19 protein-coding genes are annotated in these 23,137 nt (G+C 62.5%); 8 read left to right on the forward strand and 11 right to left on the reverse strand.

The genetic code is table 11. The annotated features are described in order from the left end of the window. Positions 1-147: 147 nt before the first annotated feature. The 6 genes from mdoH to KUV86_RS04655 form a co-directional block, all read right to left on the reverse strand. Positions 148-2,070: a glucans biosynthesis glucosyltransferase MdoH gene (gene mdoH, locus KUV86_RS04630; RefSeq protein WP_222483771.1), complete on the reverse strand. Its 1,923-nt coding sequence runs from the start codon at positions 2,068-2,070 to the stop codon at positions 148-150. Then, a complete protein-coding gene (locus tag KUV86_RS04635) occupies positions 2,067-3,683 on the reverse strand; it encodes a glucan biosynthesis protein (RefSeq protein WP_315900958.1) in 1,617 nt (538 codons plus the stop codon). Before KUV86_RS04635 ends, mdoH begins: the two co-directional genes overlap by 4 nt. A gap of 530 nt (positions 3,684-4,213) precedes the next feature. Continuing rightward, positions 4,214-4,570: a hypothetical protein gene (locus tag KUV86_RS04640; protein WP_315900959.1), complete on the reverse strand. Its 357-nt coding sequence runs from the start codon at positions 4,568-4,570 to the stop codon at positions 4,214-4,216. After that, on the reverse strand, positions 4,567-5,508 hold the full coding sequence (locus tag KUV86_RS04645; RefSeq protein WP_206942763.1) for a lysophospholipid acyltransferase family protein: 942 nt from the start codon (positions 5,506-5,508) through the stop codon (positions 4,567-4,569). Before KUV86_RS04645 ends, KUV86_RS04640 begins: the two co-directional genes overlap by 4 nt. A gap of 2 nt (positions 5,509-5,510) precedes the next feature. Beyond that, entirely contained in the window at positions 5,511-5,900 is a 390-nt protein-coding gene (locus KUV86_RS04650) for a DUF4870 family protein (RefSeq protein WP_222162004.1), read from the reverse strand. Positions 5,901-6,021: 121 nt separating this feature from the next. Then, the gene (locus KUV86_RS04655) at positions 6,022-6,426 is read right to left on the reverse strand and encodes a VOC family protein (RefSeq protein ID WP_222483774.1); all 405 of its coding nucleotides are present in this window, start codon (positions 6,424-6,426) and stop codon (positions 6,022-6,024) included. A gap of 41 nt (positions 6,427-6,467) precedes the next feature. On the opposite strand from KUV86_RS04655, the gene KUV86_RS04660 reads away from it, so the two are divergent. Beyond that, positions 6,468-7,103 (forward strand): class I SAM-dependent methyltransferase, encoded by a 636-nt coding sequence (locus KUV86_RS04660; protein ID WP_222483775.1) that lies wholly within the window; start codon positions 6,468-6,470, stop codon positions 7,101-7,103. A gap of 204 nt (positions 7,104-7,307) precedes the next feature. Then, positions 7,308-8,825, forward strand: a complete 1,518-nt coding sequence (locus KUV86_RS04665; protein ID WP_222483777.1) for an MFS transporter — start codon at positions 7,308-7,310, stop codon at positions 8,823-8,825. Between the two features lie 128 nt (positions 8,826-8,953). On the opposite strand, the gene KUV86_RS04670 is transcribed toward KUV86_RS04665, so the two are convergent. After that, positions 8,954-9,103 (reverse strand): hypothetical protein, encoded by a 150-nt coding sequence (locus KUV86_RS04670; RefSeq protein WP_206942753.1) that lies wholly within the window; start codon positions 9,101-9,103, stop codon positions 8,954-8,956. Positions 9,104-9,253: 150 nt separating this feature from the next. Continuing rightward, positions 9,254-10,606 (reverse strand): replication-associated recombination protein A, encoded by a 1,353-nt coding sequence (locus KUV86_RS04675; protein ID WP_222237392.1) that lies wholly within the window; start codon positions 10,604-10,606, stop codon positions 9,254-9,256. Positions 10,607-10,832: 226 nt separating this feature from the next. On the opposite strand from KUV86_RS04675, the gene KUV86_RS04680 reads away from it, so the two are divergent. From KUV86_RS04680 to KUV86_RS04695, 4 genes are all read left to right on the forward strand, one after another. Then, on the forward strand, positions 10,833-11,375 hold the full coding sequence (locus KUV86_RS04680; protein WP_206943167.1) for a hemerythrin domain-containing protein: 543 nt from the start codon (positions 10,833-10,835) through the stop codon (positions 11,373-11,375). A gap of 244 nt (positions 11,376-11,619) precedes the next feature. After that, entirely contained in the window at positions 11,620-12,396 is a 777-nt protein-coding gene (gene murI / locus KUV86_RS04685; protein ID WP_222483779.1) for a glutamate racemase, read from the forward strand. A gap of 347 nt (positions 12,397-12,743) precedes the next feature. Beyond that, on the forward strand, positions 12,744-13,847 hold the full coding sequence (gene trmA / locus KUV86_RS04690; RefSeq protein WP_206942748.1) for a tRNA (uridine(54)-C5)-methyltransferase TrmA: 1,104 nt from the start codon (positions 12,744-12,746) through the stop codon (positions 13,845-13,847). 180 nt (positions 13,848-14,027) lie between these two features. Next, positions 14,028-18,869: an NAD-glutamate dehydrogenase gene (locus tag KUV86_RS04695; protein WP_222483781.1), complete on the forward strand. Its 4,842-nt coding sequence runs from the start codon at positions 14,028-14,030 to the stop codon at positions 18,867-18,869. 156 nt (positions 18,870-19,025) lie between these two features. On the opposite strand, the gene KUV86_RS04700 is transcribed toward KUV86_RS04695, so the two are convergent. Continuing rightward, the gene (locus KUV86_RS04700; protein WP_206942744.1) at positions 19,026-19,397 is read right to left on the reverse strand and encodes a hypothetical protein; all 372 of its coding nucleotides are present in this window, start codon (positions 19,395-19,397) and stop codon (positions 19,026-19,028) included. A gap of 278 nt (positions 19,398-19,675) precedes the next feature. Next, positions 19,676-21,028, reverse strand: coding sequence for a magnesium transporter (gene mgtE, locus KUV86_RS04705; protein WP_206942742.1), 1,353 nt, complete (start codon positions 21,026-21,028; stop codon positions 19,676-19,678). A 137-nt stretch (positions 21,029-21,165) separates the two neighbouring features. Between mgtE and KUV86_RS04710 the strand changes: the two genes are divergently transcribed. Together KUV86_RS04710 and KUV86_RS04715 are read left to right on the forward strand one after the other, a co-directional pair. Further along, a complete protein-coding gene (locus tag KUV86_RS04710) occupies positions 21,166-21,456 on the forward strand; it encodes an encapsulin-associated ferritin-like protein (protein ID WP_206942740.1) in 291 nt (96 codons plus the stop codon). Between the two features lie 142 nt (positions 21,457-21,598). Continuing rightward, a complete protein-coding gene (locus tag KUV86_RS04715) occupies positions 21,599-22,615 on the forward strand; it encodes a quinone-dependent dihydroorotate dehydrogenase (RefSeq protein WP_206942738.1) in 1,017 nt (338 codons plus the stop codon). A gap of 155 nt (positions 22,616-22,770) precedes the next feature. Here KUV86_RS04715 and rmf read toward each other — a convergent pair whose 3' ends face one another. Continuing rightward, positions 22,771-22,977, reverse strand: coding sequence for a ribosome modulation factor (gene rmf / locus KUV86_RS04720; RefSeq protein WP_045994893.1), 207 nt, complete (start codon positions 22,975-22,977; stop codon positions 22,771-22,773). Positions 22,978-23,137 lie beyond the last annotated feature (160 nt).

The raw sequence follows: 23,137 nt of genomic DNA on the forward strand, positions 1-23,137 counted from the left end.
GCGGCTTTGCCAGACACCACTTTCGGATAGCATCGGAAGGGGGCGTCAAGGGAGGTTGTCGAGAGAGACTACCTAATGATGACGCCGCGGCCATGAGGGTCACGGCCGCGGCGTCCTGCACCGACGCTGATGATGGCTTATGATGGATCAGCGACGATCTGGCGTGGGGGTGTCGATCGGGTGGCCAGGGTCGCTGTGCACCTCAGCCGATTGATGGGGGCGTCGGAAGGACTGCACAGGCATGTCTCGGGGACGCTCGCTGGGGGGAGCGGCCGGCGCGCCCGATGAGGGTAGCTGACTCTCGATGTGTAGATCGGCGACGACCCTGGGGGGGCGTGTCTCACTGGGTACCAGCAGAAGCCCGGCGCGGGCCAGGCGGCGGCCGATGGTCAGGCTGGAGCTCCAGCGCACCAGCGGAGCCGCCAGCACCAGGCCGAGCCAGACGGGCGTCAGCCAGAGAAAGAAGCTCGGAGTGTAGGCCCAGGTGACAAGAGCCCACACCGCACCAATCAGCGACCACAGCCAGGTATGGCGGAAGGCTTCCCGCCAGGGCAGTGCCCGCCCCTCTCGGGATTGCGGGTCCCAGGCAACGGTACGACCGGTCAGCACCTGGATCACGAAACGGCTGTGGAAGACCATCATCAGCGGTGCGATCAGCATGGCGAACAGGGTCTCCACCAGCATGCTCAAGACCAGTTTTGGGCGTCCCCCGTAGCCCTCTGGATCCCGCATGAGACCAAGTATCAGTCCCAGCACCTTGGGCATCAGCAGCATGCCCAAGGTGCCGATCAACAAGGGAATGATCAGGTTGGGCGGAGCGATGGGCCAGTCAGGGAACAACTGCGAGCTGGCGGTGAAGAAGTTGGTGGGAACGAGCGCCCTGATCAGCGCATCGATGGTACTGATGACCAGGATCGCCAGCCACACCAGCGACGAAAGGTAGGCCAGCGCGCCGAAGAAGAAGTGCAGACGGCTCAGCACATGCAGGCCATGGCCATTCAGCAGGCGCAGATGCTGCAGGTTGCCCTGTACCCAGCGGCGATCGCGCTTGGCATAGTCGAGAATGTGGCTGGGCATTTCCTCATAGCTGCCGCCCAGGTCGGTGCGCATACGCACCTGCCAGCCGGCCCGGCGCAACAGCGCTGCCTCGACAAAGTCATGACTGAGGATATCGCCACCCAGAGGCGGCTTGCCGGGGAGCTCGGGAAGGCCGCAGGCGTCGGTGAACGCCTCCACCCGAATGATGGCATTGTGGCCAAAATAGTTGGCTGCGGTGGCGTGCCAGAAGCTCAGCCCTGCCGCCAGCATGGGCGAGTAGAGCGCGGCAGCGAATTGATTGCAGCGCCCGAACAGACTTTGCTGGCGCACGGGAATGGGCACCGTCTGAAGGAGCCCCAGTCGAGGATTGGCCATCATCTCGTCGATGAGCTCGACCACCGTGGTACCGCTCATCAGACTGTCGGCGTCGACCACCAGCATATAGTCGTAGTGGCTGCCCCAGCGGGTGCAGAAGTCGCCCAAGTTGCCTGCCTTGCGTCCTGCGTTGCTGTCCCGGTGGCGATAGTGCAGCCGGCAGTGGCCCTCGAGTCGCTGCTGCAGCGCTGCCATGGCGGCCTTTTCTTCCGCCACGACGGCGTCGTCGGTGCTATCGCTGAGCACGAAGGCCTCGACGTCGATGCCCTCCGGCAGCTCGCCAAGGTCCATGCAGGTCGTCTCGAGCCCAGCCGCGACCCGGGCCACGTCCTCGTTGTGGATCGGCATGACCAGGGCGGTGCGAGAGCGAGAGCCGGCGGGCCTCATCGGTCCGGGGCCACGCCGCTTGAGGCTCAAGGGGTCACGCCCAGTGAGGTGAAGCACAAACCCGATTACGGCGCTCCAGAAGGCCATGGTGATCCAACCGAAGGTAATCGCAAACAGCCCCAGGATGGCCATTTCCAGGGGAGTGATGCCCTCGACGTACAGGATCTTGAACATGGTCCAGACACCCAGCGCGGTGGTGGCGGCAATGGCCATGCCTACCAGCGTTCTGCGCCACCGGGGCCAGGGGACTTCCGGGGTATGCTCGTTCATCGGGGACTCCAGATGCTGTTCCAGGTTTCGCTCAGGCGCTGGTCGCGCAGCATCAAGGTCAGGCGCAGGTCTGCCGGCGTTTCGCCGTCAGGCAGCAGCTTGAAGCTGGCCCGCCAGGTGTCTCCATCGGGCAGCGCTGTCACCTTGGTTTCCGTCGTCTCGCCACTGGACGTGGTCAGGTGCACGCTGACCGGCTGGCTCGCATCGAGACCCTCGAGCTCGCCGCCGCGGAAGTCGATGATGAACTGCCTGAGCTGTTCGTCGGGGGGATTGCTCTGACCGGGAATGCCACCCCAGCCCTGGCGTGACCTGACGACCCGCGCCAGGGGTTCCTCCATGGGGGTGTCAGCGAAGGTCCAGGTCTGATACCGATAGGTGCGTGACTCTCCCGCCTTGAGGGGCGAGGAGGGGACCCAGTAGGCCGTGATATTGTCGTGGGCCTCGCTGTCGGTCGGAATTTCGATCAATTCCACGTGGCCTTCTCCCCAGTCGCCAGCGGGCTGTACCCACTGACTTGGGCGGCGCTCGTAGCGGGCTTCCATGTCCAGATAGGCATCGAAGTGGCGCGGACGCTGGACCAGGCCGAAGCCCCTGGGAGAGGTATCCTGCAAGCCAGAGATCTGCAGGTCTGCGGGATTATCGAGCACGCGCCAGGTCCACTCGCCAGAACTGGTGGCCATCAGTAGCCCGCTGGAGTCATGCACGCGGATGCGATAGTCATCTTCTTCCTGCCGATCCATTTCGCCATGCAGGAACATGCTGGTCAGCGGCGCGACTCCGAGCTTTTCGACATCGCTGCGGGCGAACAGTCGCGCTTCGGTGTCGACGACAGTGTTCTTGCCAGGCGCAATCTCGAAGCGGTAGGCCCCGGCCAGCGACGGGCTGTCCAGCAGCGCCAGAACCGTCATACGGTTGGCGTCAGCCTCAGGCTGGACCAGCCAGAACTCGCGGAAGGAGGGGAACTCTTCGCCCTGGGGCATGGCCGTATCGATCGCCAAGCCTCTTGCGGAGAGCCCGTAGCCCTGGTTTCTGCCCACCAGGCGGAAGTAGGAAGCGCCGAGGAAGACGGCAAACTCGTCGTCGACATTCGCTCGGTTGAGGGGGTAATGCAGACGGAATCCGGCATAGCCCTGGTCGCTGAGATCCAGTTCGGCCAGCTCAGCGGCATCGTCGTCGTAGCGAAAGCGCTGCTGCTCGAAGGGCAGGGTGCGCACCTCACCATCTTCGAGGAGATGGATATCGACCGGCTGGTCGTAGAGAAAGCCGGGATGGAACAGCTCCACCTGAAAGTTGCCGTGATCGCGCCAAAGCGCCTGTTCATCGCGGTAGCGAATCTGCCGGTAGCGGTCGTAGCCCATCTCGGCCACGGCGTCAGGCAGTGTACTCTCTGGCGCTTCGTAGGGCGCTTCGGCCAGGGTTCTCGCCTGATCGGTCACCTGTTCGAAAAGGCTGTCGGCATCCACCGCCAGCGCGGGTGCGCTGACCAACATGCCGGCCAGTGCCCATGATGCAGCGGCCTTCCAGTGGGGGCGGCCGCGTCCACTGACGCGGGCTGACTCGGCTGGGTAGGCAGTGGGCGGTGTCGACCGTCCGCAGATGACTCGGGTGTTCACGTTCGCTCTCCTTGCGGCCTGATGGCACCGAACTGCCAGTGCTCTGTCAGGCGGAACCAGTGGGACGTTGGGCAGTGGGCGTCGGGACCTGTCACGGCTATCGCGGAGCCATCACGGTCTGCCGCGGATCGCCGTGATACGTGACCATCGCCGCGACTGCCGTTGCGGCGATGGTCGAGAGGCGGTCAGCCAGCAGGTCGCGTGTCTCACTTTGCCCATATTTGTGCTGAAACGGCTATCCATGCTCTTCACACTCTAGCCTATTGTCTGATGGTAAAGATGCAATAGATGGGTTCTACCTGCCTTTGAGAGGAGGTGAAAAGTGAGGTTCCGTGTCGTCTTCTGGCGACAAAATTGCGAAGAAATGTATCCCTGCGGATACATGTCGCAGGGGCAAGGGCAGGAGAGAAGGGGAAGGGGAAGAGACAGGGACAAGAGAATAGGCAGGAGAAGGGGCTGATCTGGCGGGTAAGGCGCGAGGCAGCAGGGGCGCCCGCGTTGGCGGGTGTCGGCTCGGCTGCGTCAGATGGCTACCACAGCCAGCTGTCCACCCGAGGCGGCGGCAGCCGCCGGTGTAGCGCGCGCCAGCCGATGATGCAGCGAATCACGAACCAGGCACTGACCAGCAGTGGTGGCAAGGCCAGGCCGATGACCAGAACCGTCAGCACCGCCGCGGCGGCCCCATACACTAGGCCGATCCAGAAGGTTCGAATCAGGTAGTGATAGTGGGCCCGAAGCCACGGCGGGGCATCCTTGCGATACACGTAGGCCACGATCAGCGCGATCAGCAGGGTTAGTAACCCGGTGACCAGGCCCGCCAGGTACATCACGTACAAGGCGTGCCCTACATGGGTGTCGCGGGAGATCGAGTCCTGAGGACGGGTCACTTCATATTCCTCGAACTGTACAGCCGGTGGCGGCGGAAGTCGGGATCGCCGCGCTGCTCTTCCAGGGTCTTGGTGAAGCGCTTGTACTCCCATTGGTACTGGGCGGGTTCGAGCGCGATGACCTCTTCGATGCTGGCATTGACACCGGTACAGGAGGTTGTCTCGTCGGCATCGTAAACTCGCTCGTCGGCGGCCAGGAAGTGCAGGGCAAATCCTCGCCCGGGTAGGCGCAGGGCGACGCCTGTCACCACCCGTGCTTCGGTGCGTCCCACCAGCTTGGGCAGCAGGGTGGCGGTATAGGCCGGGCGTCCGAAGAAGGGAGCAAAGACACCGCTGCCCCAGCTGGGCTCCTGGTCCGGCAGGATACCGACGGCCTCGCAGCGCTTCAGCGCCTTGAGCAGGGCGGCGACCCCTCTTGGATTGGTCGGCACAAGGCTGGCGCCGCAGCGCTCACGTCCCGCACGGATGATGGGATCCAAGGGTGCCAGCTTGGGCGGCTCGTACATGGCAGTGAAGGGAAAGTGGCTGGACAGCCAGAAGTTGAGCACTTCCCAGTTGCCAAAGTGAGGCGCCAGGATGATGACCCCCTTGCCTTCGGCGCGGGCGTCATCCAGCAAGGCCCGGCCATGCACCTCGACGATGCTGTCAGCCACGCGCTGCGGGTCGCCTTGCCAGGAGAAACCGAGCTCGAGCATGGTGGCGGTCGAGTGCGTGAGGCTGTCGCGAGCCAGCGATTCCCGCTGCTGCGGGCTGGCGTCGGGGTAGACGACCTCCAGATTCAGCCGAGTGACCGCGCGTTCGCGCTTGAGCAAGGGGTACGCCAGGCTGACGAGAACGCGGCTCAGCCGCCACAGTGAGGCGGGCGAGCAGTGCGACAGGAGGGTCCACAGGCGAGCGACGGCAAAGGCCTGCAGACGTTGTTGCCAGGGGAGTTGCATGATCAGATCAGCCAGCTTTCCAGGTTGTCCGGGGCACGCTTTTCCTGCAGGGCCTTGAAACCCTTCACACAGCGGACGATCAACCATACGGCCAGCGCCAGCAGCAGCGGTAGCCCGATCAGGACGAAGGTCAGCAGGGAGGCGACGACCGCATAGACCAGTCCGATCCAGAAGGTGCGGATCTGGTAGCGATAATGCTGGTCCAGCCAGGCGGGACCCTTGCCCTTGTAGACATAGGCGATGACCACGCCGATCACGGCGGTAAAGCCGGTGACCAGATTGGCCAGCAGCAAGGCGTAGCCGACCATGGCGATGGTGGTGTCGGCTCCGGAGCCCTCCGGCTCGGGGGGCGTGACGTGGGGAGGCTGGGGCTCGAGGTCGCGCTGGCTCATCCGTGTTCCTTTCTGTGCATGTAAAACGGCTTCGCTATGATACCCAGCCTGTGCCGCAATGCCATGATGAACGGGGGAGATTCGTCGCTGGATCTCACTCGTTCCTCGGCCTCATCCCGCTCTAGACCTCACCTTGCTCCTGGGGTTCTCGCAGTGGGCGGCAGATCTCCAGCAGGTTGCCGTCGGGGTCTCTCAGGTAGAGCGACTCGATCTTGCCGGTGGCGCCCTGACGAGTCACCGGACCGAGCTCGATGTCGACCGACAGTGCCTCCAGGTGTTGCTGGACGTCAGCAAGGGGTAGCTGGCTCTTGAAACAGATATCGAGGCTGCCGGGCGTCGGTGTGGCGGCGCGCGGATGGACGTCGGTCGCGGTCCAGTGCAGACGCAAGGCCAGCTCGCCCAGCATCAGGTCGACACGTTCACGGTCTCGGTAGCGGACATCGAGTCCAAGCACGCGCGTGTAGAAGTCAACGGCGCGGGAAATATCGGTCACGGTGATGACCAGGTGATCAAGACCTGACAGCATGCCTTTCTCCACAAGTGAATCAAGCCTCAGAGAATACGACGATGCCGAGCTGTCCGCTATGCACAAACCCGACGACCCAGCATTTTCATTGGGACGGACAGCGCGACTACTTCCGCTGTCCGCGCTGTGACCTGATTGCCGTGCCGCCGGCTCAGCGTCTGGCGCCAGCCGCGGAGAAAGCGATCTACGACCAGCACGACAACCGCCCCGACGATCCCGGCTATCGGCGTTTCCTGGGACGGCTGTTCGAGCCCTTGAACGAACGATTGCCTGACGGGGCAAGTGGGCTGGATTTTGGCGCTGGCCCTGGCCCCACGCTGTCACTAATGTTCGAAGAGGCCGGCTTTTCGATGCGGATTCACGATCCCTACTACCACCCCTTCCCGCAGTGGGCAGAGGCGGAGTACGACTTCATCACGGCCACCGAGGTGGCTGAACATCTGTACGCCCCCGGTGAGGTACTGGCCAGTCTGGTGCAACGCCTGCGTCCCGGTGGCTGGCTGGGGTTGATGACCAAGCGCACACCGGATGACTTTGCCGGCTGGCACTATATCCGCGACCCTACCCATGTGGTGTTCTTCAGTGACGCGAGCTTTCACTGGTTGGCCAAGCGACTGGGCGTCACGCTGGAACTGGTTGGCTCGGATGTCGCGTTGCTGCAGCGGCCAGCGCGCTGACATGGCTGTAATTTGTGCTTTGTCAACAAGGCGTTGCAGGAGCTCTGCAAAAGCGGCTCGAAAGCCGTTGACAGACGGACAAACGGGGGTATATTCGCCGCCCAAGAGTCGTCAATAACGCACCGCGACGGACGGACTCGATATGCCAACACTCACCCGCCGTCGTCGTCCGCGTCGTCCGCATCGCTGGAGCCCAGACCTGTCATGTCTCCTCAGCTTCTGGCCATGGCTCTGCCCCCTGTTCTGGGGCTGTTCATCCTTGGTATCGGCAATGGTTTTCTGTCGTCGCTGATTACCCTGCGGCTCGATGCTGCCGGGGAATCCCCGGTCGTGGTCGGCTGGGTGTCTGCCGCCTATTACATTGGCCTTGGGCTGGGGGCGCTGTTCAACGATCGCCTGCTGCTGGCCATTGGCCATATCCGCGCCTACGGCAGCTTTGCCTCGTTGGTCGCCGTGACCGTGCTGCTGCAAGGCTTGATGCTGGACCCGGTGGCCTGGTTCGGCTTACGTCTGATCGGTGGCTGGGCCACGGTGGGTGTCTTCCTGGTCATTGAAAGCTGGCTGCTGGCGTCCGGTGACTCCCAGGTTCGCGGTCGCCTGCTGGCGCTCTACATGATCGCGCTTTACGGCTCTGGCGTGCTCGGGCAGCTATTGCTTGGCGTGACCCAGAACCTGGGGGACACCGCACCGTTCATGGTGGTGGGGGCGCTGGCCTCGCTGTCGGTGCTGCCGATGGCGATGATTCCCCGCGTGACCCCGCTTTTGGACAAGATCGAACCCCTATCGCCGTTCCGGCTGATGGTGTTGACGCCGACAGGGGTCGTGGGGGCGTTTGGCTCTGGCATGCTGGCCGCTGCCGTCTATTCGCTGCTGCCGCTATACCTTCAGCGCAACGGTTTTGGCGTGGCGGATGTTGGCCAGCTGATGGCGGCCACGGTGCTGGGCGCCATGTTGCTGCAGTACCCGGTCGGACGCTGGTCTGATCGTCATGACCGGCAGACTGTGCTGATTCTTATCGGGATCTTCTGTCTGGCGATCTCGCTGACGGTGCTGTTGGTGCCGTTGCCTTCCTGGGGGCTCGCGGCGCTGCTGTTCCTGCTCGGGGGTGGGGTATTCTCGCTGTATCCGGTGTCCGTTGGTCACTCCGCTGACCGCGCCCCGGCCGGTGCTCTGGTGCCGATGAGCCAGGGACTGCTGCTGATCAGCGCGCTGGGCTCGTCGGTGAGTCCGCCTCTGATCAGTCCGGTCATGGCTGCGCTTGGCGACACGGCGCTGTTCATGTCCTTTGGTGCCTTGGGAGCTGCCCTGGTGCTGTTCTTCGCCTGGCGTCGTCTGGTGCGTCCTGCTCCGGTGCCTGTGGTGCCGTTCTCTGCGGCCACCCCGCTGTCCTCGGTGGGCGCGGAGCTGGTGGTCACCGACGAGTGGGTGCAAGGCGCCAAGGAGCACGAGCACATGGAAGACTTGTCAGACGTGGTGCCTGACGTGGATGTGGCCGAGCCTATCGTCGGGCCCCCGGTCGAAGAGGGACAGTACGTGGCCTACTTTGACGACGCCGGCTTCCACGACGGGGTGCTGCATCATCACGAGGCCACCGAGGCTGTCGATGAGCACGAGTCCGAAGCAGTCAAGGACACGGCGGGGCCGGAAGCAACGTCCAGCGATCCGTCCACCGGCCATCCAACGGCGTCAGGTTCTGCCTGCGGCAAGGCCAGCGGCACCTGACGCTCGGCGCTTGCGCTTGCTTTGGTGTCATCCGCCCCCTTCGTTTCCCACTCAGCTATGTGAAAGACCGCGGGGGTGAAAGACCGCGGGGGTGAAACGCGCCGGGGGGAGAGACGGCGCGGGGGTGGTCATTGTTCGAACAGCAGCTTGAACAGGGCGCGCCGCACTGCCGGCGTGGCCTGCTGGCGCGCATAGGCGAGCAGCAGGTCGTGGTGGTTGGGGTGGCGGGCGTTGCGGACCAGAATCTTGCGAGCTTGCTGAACAGGGGTGGTAGTCATGGGCGTTCCTCCGGGGACAAGGCCCACTGTGGGCCCTGGCATGGGAGGTAGTCGTCGCGAGGGACCTATCCTTGACGTTGCGCCCTGTGCCGCAACGCTAACAAGGCGGACAGGGCCCGCCACAGCGCCCCTGCGGCGGGTGAAGGGTGATCAGTCGCTGTTCCCGTCGGCTGTCCTGTCCAGCTGTGCACGCCAATCCATGATGCGCTTGAAGCGCTCTTCCTGGCCGTAGTCAGACGGCTGATAGAACGCCTGAACGGGTAGCTCCTCCGGCCAGCAGTCGTGCTGGCTACCCGCTGGGTATCCGTTGGGTTCATTGTGGGCATAGCGGTAGCCGTCGCCATGACCGAGGGATGCCATCAGTTTGGTCGGTGCGTTACGCAGGTAGGTGGGCACCTCCAGGCGTGGTTGTGACGCAACGAATGCCTGCGCCTTTTTCCAGGCCTGGTCGATGGCATTGCTCTTGGGCGCCACCGCCAGGTGGATCGCGGCATGGGCGATAGCGCGCTGTCCCTCGTAGTCCCCCAGGCGCAGATAGGCGTCCCACGCCGACATCACCAGGGGCAGGCAGCGCGGATCTGCATTGCCGACGTCCTCCGAGGCAATCGCGGCCAGTCTGCGCACCACATCAAGAGGGTCACCACCGCCCTGAATGAACCTCGCCATGTACAGCAGGGCAGCATCTGGACGGGAAGATCGCACGGACTTGTGGATGGCCGACAACAGGTCATAGTAGGCATCTCCCTGCTTGTCGAAGGCGCTCGCCGTGTGGCCGATAACGTCGTCGAGCACCCCGGCCTCAAGCCGTTCTCCCTGGCCCTGGGGCGCGCTGAAGGGAACGGTGAAATCGCAGGCGGTCTCGAGCAGGCCCAGGGCGCGGCGTGCGTCGCCCGCGGCGGCCCTGGCCAGGGTGGCCAGTACCTCATCGTCGACCTGGATGTTGCGCTGGCCAAGGCCTCGCTGTGTATCGCTCAGCGCTCGGCGCATCACCTGGATCAGGGCGTCGTCATCCAGGGCCTTGAGCACATGGACTCGCGCTCTGGACAGCAGCGCCGAATTGACCTCGAAGGACGGATTCTCCGTGGTGGCGCCAATCAGCGTCAGCAGGCCTGACTCCACGTGGGGCAGCAAGGCATCCTGCTGGCTCTTGTTGAGGCGGTGAATCTCATCCAGAAACAGCACCGTGGTCTGGCCTTGTCCCTGGGCCGCCCGGGCCCGCTCGACGACCTCGCGAATGTCCTTGACCCCAGCCATCACCGCAGACAGGTGTTCCAGGCGTGACTGGGATGCGTGGGCCAGGATGTCTGCCAGGGTGGTCTTGCCGACCCCCGGGGGGCCCCACAGGATCATCGAGCGAATTTGTCCGGCTTCCACCATGCGTCGCAGAGGCTTGCCCGGGCCCACCAGCGATGGCTGTCCCAGGTAGTCGTCGAGGGTTCTCGGGCGCATGCGCCAGGCCAGCGGCGCTGCGTCTTCCTGGTGGGCCTGTTGAAACATGTCCATCGCCGACTCCTGCTCAAATGGAAAAATGCGCCAGAGGTTAATGCTTAGGCGGATTGTAAGAAATCGTTCATTACTTATGTGGTGGAATTCGTCGGGCAGAAACGTGATTATGCGTCTAGGGTGATACATTCCGGTGTGTGATCGATCCGGAACCTGATCCGAGAAGGCCAGTCTAAGCTAGGGTGCCTTCAGCTCACGCTGACCACAGGAGGTTTCCGTCATGCCCATGCTAAAGCAACTGCGACGGGATCACGCCAACATGGCGCGCATACTGCACGTCCTGCAACTCAAGCAAAAGACCCTCGCTCAGGGAGAGCGGCCCAATTTCCAGCTTGTCAGGGAGGTGGTCGATTACATTCTCGACTACATGGCAGGCTTCACGCTGCCGCTGGAACAGATCTGTACCGATCGCCTCAGGGAGGTGGCGCCAGCCAGCGAAGACATCGCCGAGCGCCTCTCCGGAGACTACCGCAAGCTCAAGGCAAGGCTCTCCCGCCTGTCTCGCGACATCGACATGATTCTGATGGACGTCGCTGTTCCCATGGACCAGTTCTCCAGCGACCTGCGCGACTACCTCGACAGCCACCGGACCTACCTGCGCCAGGAACGGGAAGAGCTGTTTCCGCTGATCAGCGAGCACTTCTCTGACGAGGACCTCGAACGGCTGGCGCATGCCTTGCCGGAACACGCCACCTCTGAGCTCGAGAGGCTGCAGGGGGCCTACCCGGAACTCTACGCAGAGCTCAGGGAAGAACCCATGCCGGCCTGACAGTCGGTGCGCCCGCAACCTTCCATCTGACACGTCACTCCAGGGTAAATGGCGGTAACGGCGGTGGCGCTTGACTCGCGCTGCTGCTGACTCCGCTGCATCCTCTCGGGTAGAATGGCGCCATGATGATCATGGCGCCATATCCTGTGTCTGCTCCCGTTCAATATCTTCTTCGTCGCCGTACCAAGGGCCCATCGTCGCCGAGGATGGGCCTTCGTGTGATCGTTGATGGCGTGGGGGACTGATGGCGGGTCCTGTACTGGTTTTCGACTCAGGGGTTGGCGGGCTGTCGGTGGTTCGGTCGCTGCGCCAGCACCTGCCCGAGACAGCAATGGCGTATTGCTGTGACAACGCCATGATGCCCTATGGCATCCGCCCTGATGACTGGCTGGTCCAGCGTATCGTTGCGGTGTGTGCTGCCGCCGTCGACGCGACCTCTGCAGATACCCTGGTGGTGGCCTGCAATACCGCCAGCACGCTGGCGCTCAACGAGCTTCGTGAACGTCTTGCGCTGCCCGTGGTGGGTACCGTACCCGCCATCAAGCCTGCTGCGTTGGCATCACGCAGCGGCTGTCTGGCGTTGTTGGCCACCAGTGCGACGGTATCAAGGCCGTACACGCAGCGACTGATCGATAGCTACGCCCCTCATTGTCGGGTAAAGAAGGTCGCCGCAGATGCGCTGGTGACCCAGGCTGAGCACCAGCTGGCAGGGCGAGCGGTGGATCTTGAGGTGGTGCGTCACGCCCTGGCGCCGCTGATCGACGATCCGCTGGTGGATACGGTCGTGCTCGGCTGTACCCATTTTCCCCTGCTGTTGCCTTGGCTGGACGAGGTCATGCCGCGAGCCATCACCTGGATCGACTCGGGGGACGCCATTGCCCGGCGCACGGTTCAAGTGATGCAGCAACCCGATGCGCGCCAGGGAGCGCAGTGCGCCTGGCTGACGGCATCGTCGCCGGCGCTGGAGCCTGGGCTGTCGCGCTTTGGTTTCGACGCGGTTCGCCAGCTGCCGAAGGTGTAAAGCGTCTGCCTGACGTGGAGCCTGTGCGTGCCAGCCTTGAGGCTGTCCGGCGGGGTCGGGCAGCGCTGGGCCGGGTTGCGCTGGGCCGGGTTGCGCTGGGCCGGGTTGCGCTGGGTCGGATAAAGCAGAGCCGGACATCCAATGTCGTCTTGATGTCGCCCTGATGCCGTCTTGATGTCGCCTTGGTCGCTGCTCGTTCTGGCAGTTCTTGATGAGAGCGCTTTATGACAGCGCTTTATGACAGCTCGTTATGACGGTTCTTGCTGACAGCGCTTGCTGCCGACGCTGTCTGTCTACCCTGTTTTTCTCTGGTTTCTCTACTATCCAATGTTTGTTGCGGAGTCATTGTGGCCATACCTGTTGTTGACCCTGAACGCTATACCGAACAGCTAGACGCCAAGCGCGAGCGCCTGGAAGCTCAGTTTGCCCGCTTCTCGCCGCCGGCCCTCGAGGTCTATCCGTCACCGCCGAGCCACTATCGCCAACGCTGCGAGTTCAGGGTGTGGCACGAAGGGGATGATCTCTACTATGTGATGTTCGAGGTCAATCCCGACGATCCTTCTGACAAGGCGCTGGTGCGTATGGATCAGTTCGCCGTGGCCAGCGAGCGGATCAACGCCCTGATGCCAGCCCTGCTGGATGCCATACGCGACAACCCGGTGATGCGGCGCAAGCTGTTTCAGGTTGAGTTTCTCTCGACGCTGGCGGGGGAAACCTTGGTCAGCCTGATCTACCACCGCCCGCTGGAGGACGACTGGGAGGCGGATGCGCGCGCGCTGGAGCAGGCGCTTGGAGTGATGATCATCGGCCGATCGCGCAAGCAGCGTATTGTGCTGACGCGCGATCACGTGTGGGAGCGTCTGGAGGTGGATGGCCGTACCCTGCACTACCAGCAGGTCGAAAACAGCTTCACCCAGCCCAATGCACAGATCTGCTCCGCCATGCTGAGCTGGGCCCGCGATGTCACCGCCGGGAGCCAGCACAGTGACCTGGTAGAGCTCTATTGCGGCAATGGCAACTTCACCATCGCGCTGGCCGAGAACTTCCGTCGGGTCCTCGCCACCGAGATTTCGCGCACATCAGTGGCCAGTGCCAAGGTCAATCTGGAGGCCAACCAGGTGACCAACGCCGTCGTCGCCCGGATGTCCGCCGAGGATTTCTCGGCTGCGCTGAAAGGGGACAAGGGCGGACGACGTGTCGACGAAATGGCCCTGGACGGCTATGACTTCTCGACAGTGCTGGTCGATCCCCCGCGGGCCGGCCTGGACGCCGACAGCTGCGCACAGCTGAGCGAGTATCAGCGTATCGTCTATATTTCCTGCAACCCTGACACCCTGGCCGACAATCTTGAACAGCTGACCCAGACCCATGATGTGGTGAGGTTTGCTCTGTTTGACCAGTTTCCTTTCACCCATCATTGTGAATGTGGCGTACTGCTGGAGCGCCGCTAGCACCAAGGCGCAAGCTGAGGCCGCTGTCAAGACCGATGCGCAACCGTCATGCTCCATGAGAAGGCGGGCATCTGGATGGGGGAGAGGAAGGGATTGCCGTAAGCTTGGCGACCATGCACTACGCTCGTCATAACCATTCAACTGGCCACAGTGAAGTGGCCGCCGCCAACCGAGGTGAGGATGTTACACGTCGCACAGGATGACAGTCGCGAAGATCTGCTGAAGCAGCTCGAGGAAAGGCTCGAGGGGCGACTCGATCAGGACAAGGCCGGCCAGGTGAGTAACTTCGCTCGTCACTTCTACTCCACGATTCCGCTGGAAGATCTGACCGAGCGTCGCCTGGACGATCTCTACGGCGCCACTCTCTCGGTATGGCACTTCCTGCAGCAGTTTGATCCTGCCTCGCCCAAGGTCAAGGTGATGAACCCTGACTTCGAGGAGCACGGCTGGCAATCGACCCACACCTTCGTGGCCGTGTTGCATAAGGACATGCCGTTTCTGGTGGATTCCGTGCGTATCGAGCTGAATCGCCGTGGCATGACGGTGCATGCGATCCACAACTCGGTGCTGTCGGTGGCCCGGGACGAGCAGCACCGGGTGGTGCGCCTGGCGTCTCCGCGTGACAAGGACGCACCGGAGCAGCGCGAGTCGCTGATCGCCATCGAGGTCGACCGCCACTCCGATCCCGCCGAGCTGGCCGCCATCGAGCAGAGCCTGCAGGAAGTCTTGCAGGAAGTCCGCACTGCCGTGGCGGATTTCGAGCCGATGCGTGCGCGCATCCGCGAAGCCATCGATGAGCTGAACACCTGCTGCCCCGGACCGGTGAACAAGGACGACCACGCCGAGGCGGTGGCCTTCCTGGAGTGGATGCTGGAAGACAACTTTACCTTCCTGGGCTATGACGAATTCAGCGTCGATGGGTCCAATGGGGGGCAGAGTCTCAATCAAGTGGACGGCAGCGAACTAGGACTGTTCCGCCTGTCCGAGGCGCAGTATCGCCAGCGTATCCGCACCGACCAGGGGGTCGAGGGGGATCGTTACGTCCTGGTTCCGCAGCTGCTGTCCTTTGCCAAGAGCGCATTTCATGCGCGGGTGCACCGTCCGACCTACCCGGACTACGTCACCATCGATCGCTACGACGACCAGGGTAACGTGATCGGCGAGCGCCGCTTCCTTGGCCTGTTCACGTCCGGGGTGTACAACGACTCTCCGCGCCACATTCCGATCCTTCGGCGTAAGCTCAAGGCGGTCATGGACATTGCCGGCTTCAACCCCAAGGGCCATAACGGCAAGCAGCTGACGCAGATTCTGGAGGTCTATCCGCGCGATGACCTATTCCAGATCGACACCGACGAGCTGGCGCAGACGGCACTGGGCATTCTCGACATCCGCGAGCGTCGCCGCGTGCGTCTGTTCATTCGCGAGGATCGCTTCGGCCAGTTCTACTCCTGCCTGGTGTTTGTGCCTCGTGATGTGTTCTCCACCGAGCTGCGACTGCGGCTGCAGCGGGTGCTGTGCGAAGAACTCGACGCTACCTTCGGTGACTTCAATACGTACCTGTCCGAGTCGGTGCTGGCACGTATCCAGTTCATCCTGCGTTTTAACGGAGAGGCGCCAAGCGACTACGACATCAAGGCGCTCGAAGAGAAGCTGGCTCGACTGGCTCGCAACTGGCGTGATGATCTGCTCAATGCGGCCATCGATGGATACGGCGAGGAACAGGCCAATCATCTGCTGGCCCGCTTCCGTGACGCTTTCCAGGCGGGTTACCAGGACGATTTCAGCGCCCGCACCGCGGTCTATGACCTGCAGCACATCGGCGAGCTCGACAACGGCAAGCCGCTGGCACTGTCGCTGTATCGGCTGATCGAAGAAGAGGGCAGCGGCGTCAATCTCAAGCTGTTCCACAAGGGCAGCCAGATTCCGCTGTCTGACGTTCTGCCGATGATGGAAAACCTTGGCCTGCGAGTGATCGGTGAGCGACCCTACGAGGTCGAAGCCGTGGATGCGAGCTACTGGATCCATGACTTCGATCTGGAGCATCACACGGCCACCGAGGTCAATCTGCAGGAGATGCGCAAGCCGTTTGTCGAGGCTTTCCAGCGTATCTGGGCCGGTGAGGCGGACAATGATCGCTTCAACCGCTTGATCATTGGTGCCAATCTGGATTGGCGTGAGGTCGCGATGCTGCGCTCCTATGCGCGCTACCTCAAGCAGATTCGCTTCGGCATCTCTCAGAATTTCATCGCCAATACGCTGGTCGCGCATCCGCACATCACCCGCGAGCTGGTGACCCTGTTCGAACTGCGCTTTGACCCAGAGGATCGTCCTGACGAAGGCGAGGTCGAGGCATGCGTCGAGCGCATCAACACCCTGCTCGACGATGTGGCCAGCCTCAACGACGATCGTCTGCTGCGCCGCTATGTAGAGCTGATCATGGCGACGCTACGGACCAACTATTACCAGAAGACCGACGAGGGCGGCTTCAAGGATTACCTGGCCTTCAAGCTGGAGCCGTCCAAGGTGACGGGCATGCCCAAGCCGCGCCCGATGTTCGAGATCTTCGTGTGTTCTCCCAGGGTCGAAGGGGTCCACCTGCGCGGTGGCAAGGTGGCCCGCGGCGGCCTGCGCTGGTCCGATCGCCACGAGGACTTCCGCACCGAAGTGCTGGGGCTGGTCAAGGCGCAGCAGGTCAAGAACTCGGTGATCGTGCCGGTCGGTGCCAAGGGCGGCTTTGTCTGCAAGCGCATGCCCGAGGGGGCCGATCGTGAAACGGTGCAGAAGGAAGGCATTGCCTGCTATCAGACCTTCATTCGCGCCTTGCTGGACGTGACCGACAATCTGGTCGGCGGCGAGGTAGTTCCGCCCCAGAACGTGGTGCGCCATGATGACGCCGACCCCTACCTGGTCGTGGCGGCGGACAAGGGCACGGCAACCTTCTCTGATATCGCCAACGAGATTTCCCTGGAGTACGGCCACTGGCTGGGCGATGCCTTCGCCTCCGGCGGTGCCAACGGCTATGACCACAAGAAGATGGGGATCACCGCCAAGGGGGCCTGGGAGTCGGTCAAGCGTCACTTCCGCGGTCTTGGGATCGACACCCAGTCCGACGAATTCAGTGTCGTCGGTATCGGCGACATGGCGGGCGACGTGTTCGGCAATGGCATGCTGTTGTCCGAGACCATTCGCCTGGTCGGGGCCTTCAACCACCTGCATATCTTCGTCGATCCGACGCCGGACGCCGCGTCCAGCTTCAAGGAGCGCAAGCGTCTGTTCGAGCTGCCTCGCTCCAGCTGGCAGGACTACGACGAGAGCCTGATCTCCGAGGGCGGTGGCATCTTCTCCCGTGCGGCCAAGTCCATCAGCATCACGCCGCAGATGAAAGACGCCTTCGGTATTACCGAGGACAAGCTGGCACCCAATGACTTGATTCAGGCCATGCTGCGCTCCCGCGTCGACCTGATCTGGAACGGCGGCATTGGTACCTACGTCAAGGCCAGTACCGAAACCGATGCCGAGGTCGGTGACAAGGCCAACGACGTGCTGCGCATCAATGGCAATGAGCTCAACTGCAAGGTAGTGGGCGAGGGCGGTAACCTTGGCCTGACCCAGCGTGGGCGCATGGAAGCTGCCACTCGGGGTGTGCGGGTCAACACCGACTTCATCGACAACGCGGGCGGGGTCAACTGTTCCGATCACGAGGTCAACATCAAGATCCTGATCGATGAAGTGGTGGCCAACGGCGACATGACCGAGAAGCAGCGTAATCAGCTGCTGGCGGACATGACCGAGGAAGTCAGTGAGCTGGTGCTGACCGACAACTATCGTCAGACCCAGGCGCTGGATCTCTCCGAGCGTTTGTCGCTGCAGGGCATCGGTCCCTATCGTCGCTTCATCAGCGAGCTCGAAGCCGCAGGTCAGATCGACCGTGAGCTGGAGTTCCTGCCGTCCGACGAAGAACTTCAGGAGCGGGCCGCCAACGATCAAGGCATGGTGTTGCCGGAGCTGTCGGTGCTGATCTCTTACGCCAAGAGCACCCTCAAGGGCGATTTGATCGCCTCGGACGTGCCTGACGACGAAGTGATTGCGCAGCATGCCGCGCGGGCCTTCCCCCAGAGTCTGGTGGAGCGCTACCGTGACCAGGTGTTCAGCCACCGCCTCAAGCGTGAAATTGTCGCGACCCAGCTGGCCAACGATCTGGTCGACCATATGGGCATCGTGTTCACGCGCCGGTTGATCGACTCCACCGGGATGGGACGTGCCGATATTGCCCGTGCCTACGTGATTGCCCGAGACAGCTTCCAGTTGCCGAAGCTGTGGGAACAGATCGAGGCGCTGGACAACAAGGTGTCCACGGACATCCAGTACAGCATGATGCTGGACCTGATGCGGATGATCCGCCGGGCGTCACGCTGGTTCCTGCGTAACCGTTCTGGCCAGTCTGCCGCGGATTGCATCGAGTACTTTGCACCGCGCATCGCTCAGCTGCAGGAGAATATCGGCAAGCGCCTGCGCGGTGAAGACCTTGAGGCCTGGCAGGCCCGCCGTGATGAACTGGTCGCAGCAGGAGTGCCTGAGGCCCTGGCATCGACCGTCGCCGCCACCGATAGCCTGTACACGGCGCTGGGTATTATCCAGACCGCGCGCCAGGTCAACGAGAAGCCGCAGAAAGTGGCCGAGGTCTGCTACGAGATCGGGGCTCGCCTGGAACTTCCCTGGATGATCCAGCAGGTGACCGCTCTGCCGGTGAAGGATGGCTGGCAGTCCAAGGCCCGCGAGACCTTCCGCGACGATATCGAGCGTCAGCAGATGGCCTTGACCGCCAGCGTGTTGACCATGGAAAGCGGTGCGCGTGATACCGCCGGGCGTGTCGAGCAGTGGCTCAAGCATCATGAGTCGATGCACAAGCGCTGGTGTCGTCTGATCAACGAGGTCGAGAGTGGCGCCCAGGGTGGCTTCCCGCTGTTCGCCGTGGCTGTGCGCGAACTGGTCGACCTGGCAGAGAGCAACAGCGAGGTGTAACCGCCATCACCCGTGCGCCGTCGAGGGCATCACACTGATGCCCTCACTGCTGCTGCCTGTTGGCAGTCGTTATGGTAGACAGCTGATGGTAGACAACAAGAAGGGCGCCCCTCGGGGCGCCCTTCTTTAGTCATGGCCGTTGCTGGAATGCTGATATCAGCGGCAGCTGATGCTCCAGATCGCCTTGAACTCGGCACTGTCGTCGTTCAGCGCGGCCAGGTTGGTGTCCTCGCTGACGGTGCCGCCTTCGACCATGGCCTCAGCGCGTTCACGCTTCTCGGCGCTGGTGTTGGGACCCAGCACTTGCTGCTCTTCAATGATGAACTCATCACGATCCTGGGCCTCGCACTGCTCCAGTGCGCGTTCCTTGGCCTCTTCCAGCGCCTCCTGACGATCGTCGCCGAGTCCGGTGACGATGTAGTCGGTGCTCTGTTTTTCCATTGACGCGCTATCGCTGGCACAGCCAGCCAGGCCTACCAGAGAAGCGGCGCCCAGCACGAGCATCATGGAGCGGGTCTTGGTCATCATGCGGTCTCTCCTTTTTCCGTTCGGGACAGTGCAGACCGGCGCAATATCCGTGCGCCTTGGTGACCATGCTAACGAATACAGCAATCAGCACAAGAGTAGAGAGATTGCGACGCCATATGTCGCTTAAAGGAGACAGATGCCTGCCGCGGGTAACGAGGCGGTGCCAGGCATGAATTCGCGGTGGGCGATACAGAGCTGAGGCCATCACCGGCCATCACCGGCAGAGAGGGGGCCGCGTGCCCCACCAAGCCAGCCATGGCTTGGTGGGGCGATGGGGGTTAGAGCAGGAAGATGGTCGCCAGGCCCAGGAATGACATGAAGCCGATGACATCCGTGACCGTGGTCAGGATGACCGAGCCCGACAGGGCCGGGTCGATGTTCATGCGCTTGAGAATCAGCGGAATCACGATGCCGCAGACGCCGGCAGCCAGCATGTTGATCACCAGGGCGGCGGCGATGATGGCGCCAATGGCCATGCTCTTGAACCAGAGGACCGCCAGTACGGCGACCACCAGCGCCCACACCACGCCGTTGAGCAAGGCGATGCCGACTTCCTTTCTGAGCAGCCAGTTGCTGTTGGTCTTGCTGATCTGTCCCAGAGCCAGACCACGGATGGCCAGTGTCAGAGTCTGACTGCCGGCGATACCGCCCATGCTGGCGACGATGGGCATCAGCACCGCCAGCGCCACCACCTTCTCCAGCGCATCTTCGAACTGCCCGATGACCCACGCCGCCAGGAAAGCCGTCAGCAGGTTGATGCCCAGCCACACGGCACGGCGTTTGGCGCTGGGCAACACCGGGGCGAAGAGGTCTTCCTCTTCATCCAGGCCGGCCATGTTCATCAGCGCCTGTTCGGAGTTTTCCTGGATGACGTCGACGATGTCGTCGATGACGATACGGCCGAGCAACATCCCATCGTTGTCCACCACGGGTGCCGACGTCAGGTCGTGGGTCTGGAACAGGGTGGCGACGTCGCGGGCTTTCATATCCCCCTGGATGACGTCGACGTCGGCGTCCATCAGCTCGACCACCGACGTTTCCTGGTCGTGGGAGACCAGTCGGGCCAATGGCAAGACCCCAACGAAGTGGCCGATCCTATCCACCACCATCAGGTTGTCGGTGTTGTCCGGAATCGACTCCTTCCAGCGCAGGAAGCGCTGTACGGTTTCCAGCGTCACGTCCGAGCGTACCCCAATGGCGTCGGTGCGCATCAGGCGACCGGCGCTGTCTTCCTCGAACGACAGCGTCTCCTGCAGGCGTGTGCGCTGCATTTCGTCCATGGTACGCAGCATGTCCTCGGCCACCTGCTTGGGCAGGTCCTCGAACAGCTCGGCCAGGTCAGCGGTGTCCAGTGAGGCGGTGGCCGCCACGATTTCCTCTGGATCCATGTCCTCGATGAGGGTGCTGCGGACCTCATCGTGAACGTGCAGCAGTACTTCGCCATCGTCCTCTGATGGCACCTGTTCCCACAGCTTTATGCGCTCGCTCAGCGGCAGCGACTCAAGCAGCAGAGCTACCTCGGCAGGTTCGAGATCCTCGAGGACATCGGAGACTTCCTGCGAGTTTTCATCTTCCAGGGCCAGGTGGATGCGCGACAGCTGGCTTTCAAAGGTCTCGGTCACTTCTGTCATGGTCCCTCCCGGCATATGTTGCTGACTGACAAGGCAACGTTCGTGTCCTACGTTGATTGGGCAGAAGTCCTTTGCCACCAACGTGTGAATCAGGACACCAGTAGACCACAACTGTTTGCAAAGAAAAGGAGTTGCACATGGCCGGATCGAGCGAGGGCTATCATGAGCCGGTGGAAGAGCTGACGGCTCAGACCCGTGATTACCATCGCGCCATCGTGTCGCTGATGGAGGAACTGGAGGCGGTAGACTGGTACAACCAGCGTGTAGATGCCTGCAAGGACGACGATCTACGCAAGATCCTCGAACATAACCGCGATGAGGAGAAGGAACACGCTGCCATGACCCTGGAGTGGCTGCGTCGCAAGGATCCCGTCATGGACAAGTATCTGCGCGAGTTTCTGTTTACTGACGGCGATATCGGCCATTGAACGAGCGTTGATTGCCCCGGGGAGGAAAGCTCGCTGGGGCAAAATTCATGACCCTTGATGCAGGGCGTCGTCGTGAAGGCGTGGCTGCGCTATACTCGCGCCCGGCCGCACGCCCTCGTCTTTTTCTCGTTCCGGAGATGTCATGTACGATCTCGCCCGCTCTCTGCTGTTTCGCCTCGACCCTGAACGGGCTCATGACCTCTCGCTTACGTCACTGGACTGGGCGGCGCGGGTCAAGGCCACGCGATGGATGGCGGGAGCGCCGGTAGATGACCCGACCACCGTGATGGGGCTGACCTTTCCCAACCGTATTGGTCTGGCGGCCGGGTTGGACAAGAATGCTGACCACCTCGATGCGCTTGGGGCGCTGGGCTTTGGTTTCGTGGAAGTAGGCACCGTGACGCCGCGAGCGCAGTCCGGTAACCCCAAACCGAGGCTGTTCCGGCTGCCGGAGCGCGGCGCGATCATCAATCGCATGGGCTTCAATAACCACGGTGTCGACCATCTGGTGGAGCGGGTCAAGGCCAGCCGCTATCGCGGCGTCATCGGCATCAATATCGGCAAGAACCTGACCACGGCGGTGGAAGACGCTGAGGCCGACTATCTTTACTGCCTCGAGCGAGTCCACGATCACGCCGACTATGTGGCAGTGAACATTTCGTCCCCGAATACGCCGGGATTGCGCAACCTGCAGTTCGGTGACCACCTGGACCGCCTGCTGGCCAGTCTGCGAGAAGCGGGAACACGCCTGGACGAGCGTAGCGGGCGCCGGGTGCCGCTGGCCGTCAAGATTGCGCCGGACATGGATGAGGATGAGGTGCGTCTGGTGGCTGGCGCGCTGGCCAGCAACGGTATCGATGCGGTCATTGCGACCAACACCACGGTATCGCGTGAGGCGGTGGCGGGGCTTGAACATGCCGACGAGCAAGGTGGCCTGTCAGGATGTCCGGTGCTGGATGCGTCCAACCGCGTCATCGCTCAGCTACGCGAGGCGTTGCCGCAGCTGCCCATCATCGGTGTCGGTGGTGTGGACAGCGGCCAGGCGGCGGTGTCCAAGCGGCAGGCTGGCGCGGATCTGGTGCAGCTCTATTCCGGCTTTATCTATCGTGGCCCGGCGCTGGTCCGTGAAACGGCGAGGGCGTTGGCGTCCAGCCGCTAGCGGAGCATCGCCAGGCAGGTTGTCTGGCGGGGCCGCGGGCAAGAGCGTGGCGATGTTGCTGAAACAAGTGCTGCAGAATGTGGCAGCAAAAAGCCCATGGCACTGACGGCCATGGGCTTACGGGGTCTTTCCCTTACCTCAACAGTACAGCGTTATCAGAGCACCATGGGGTTCTTGTGAATGCCGGACACTCCTGTCATGCCCGACCACTGGTCCCCACGACCTTCACGCCAACCGCTCATCCAGTACTCCCGTAGATTGATGTCCTGGCTGGGGCAATCGTCTCGGGATCTACCCGAGAGGCCTGCCTTATAGCCGTGTACATAGGCGCGCTGGAAGCGATCACGTTTCTGTCGTTTCATGGGTCTACCTCGTGACAAAGGTACCAATCCGACCCGCTCCCGCCGTACATTGGGGAAGAGCGTGGAACGGGCCCGTGATGCCCAAGCCTTGCGATGTGCGTTCTAGCGTGAGAAGCACGAAATGAAGGCTTGTTGACAGGATCACATGTGTCGTATCTCG

It is taken from the genome of Halomonas sp. DP8Y7-3 (assembly GCF_019801675.1).
GTDB classification, from domain to species: domain Bacteria; phylum Pseudomonadota; class Gammaproteobacteria; order Pseudomonadales; family Halomonadaceae; genus Halomonas; species Halomonas litopenaei_A.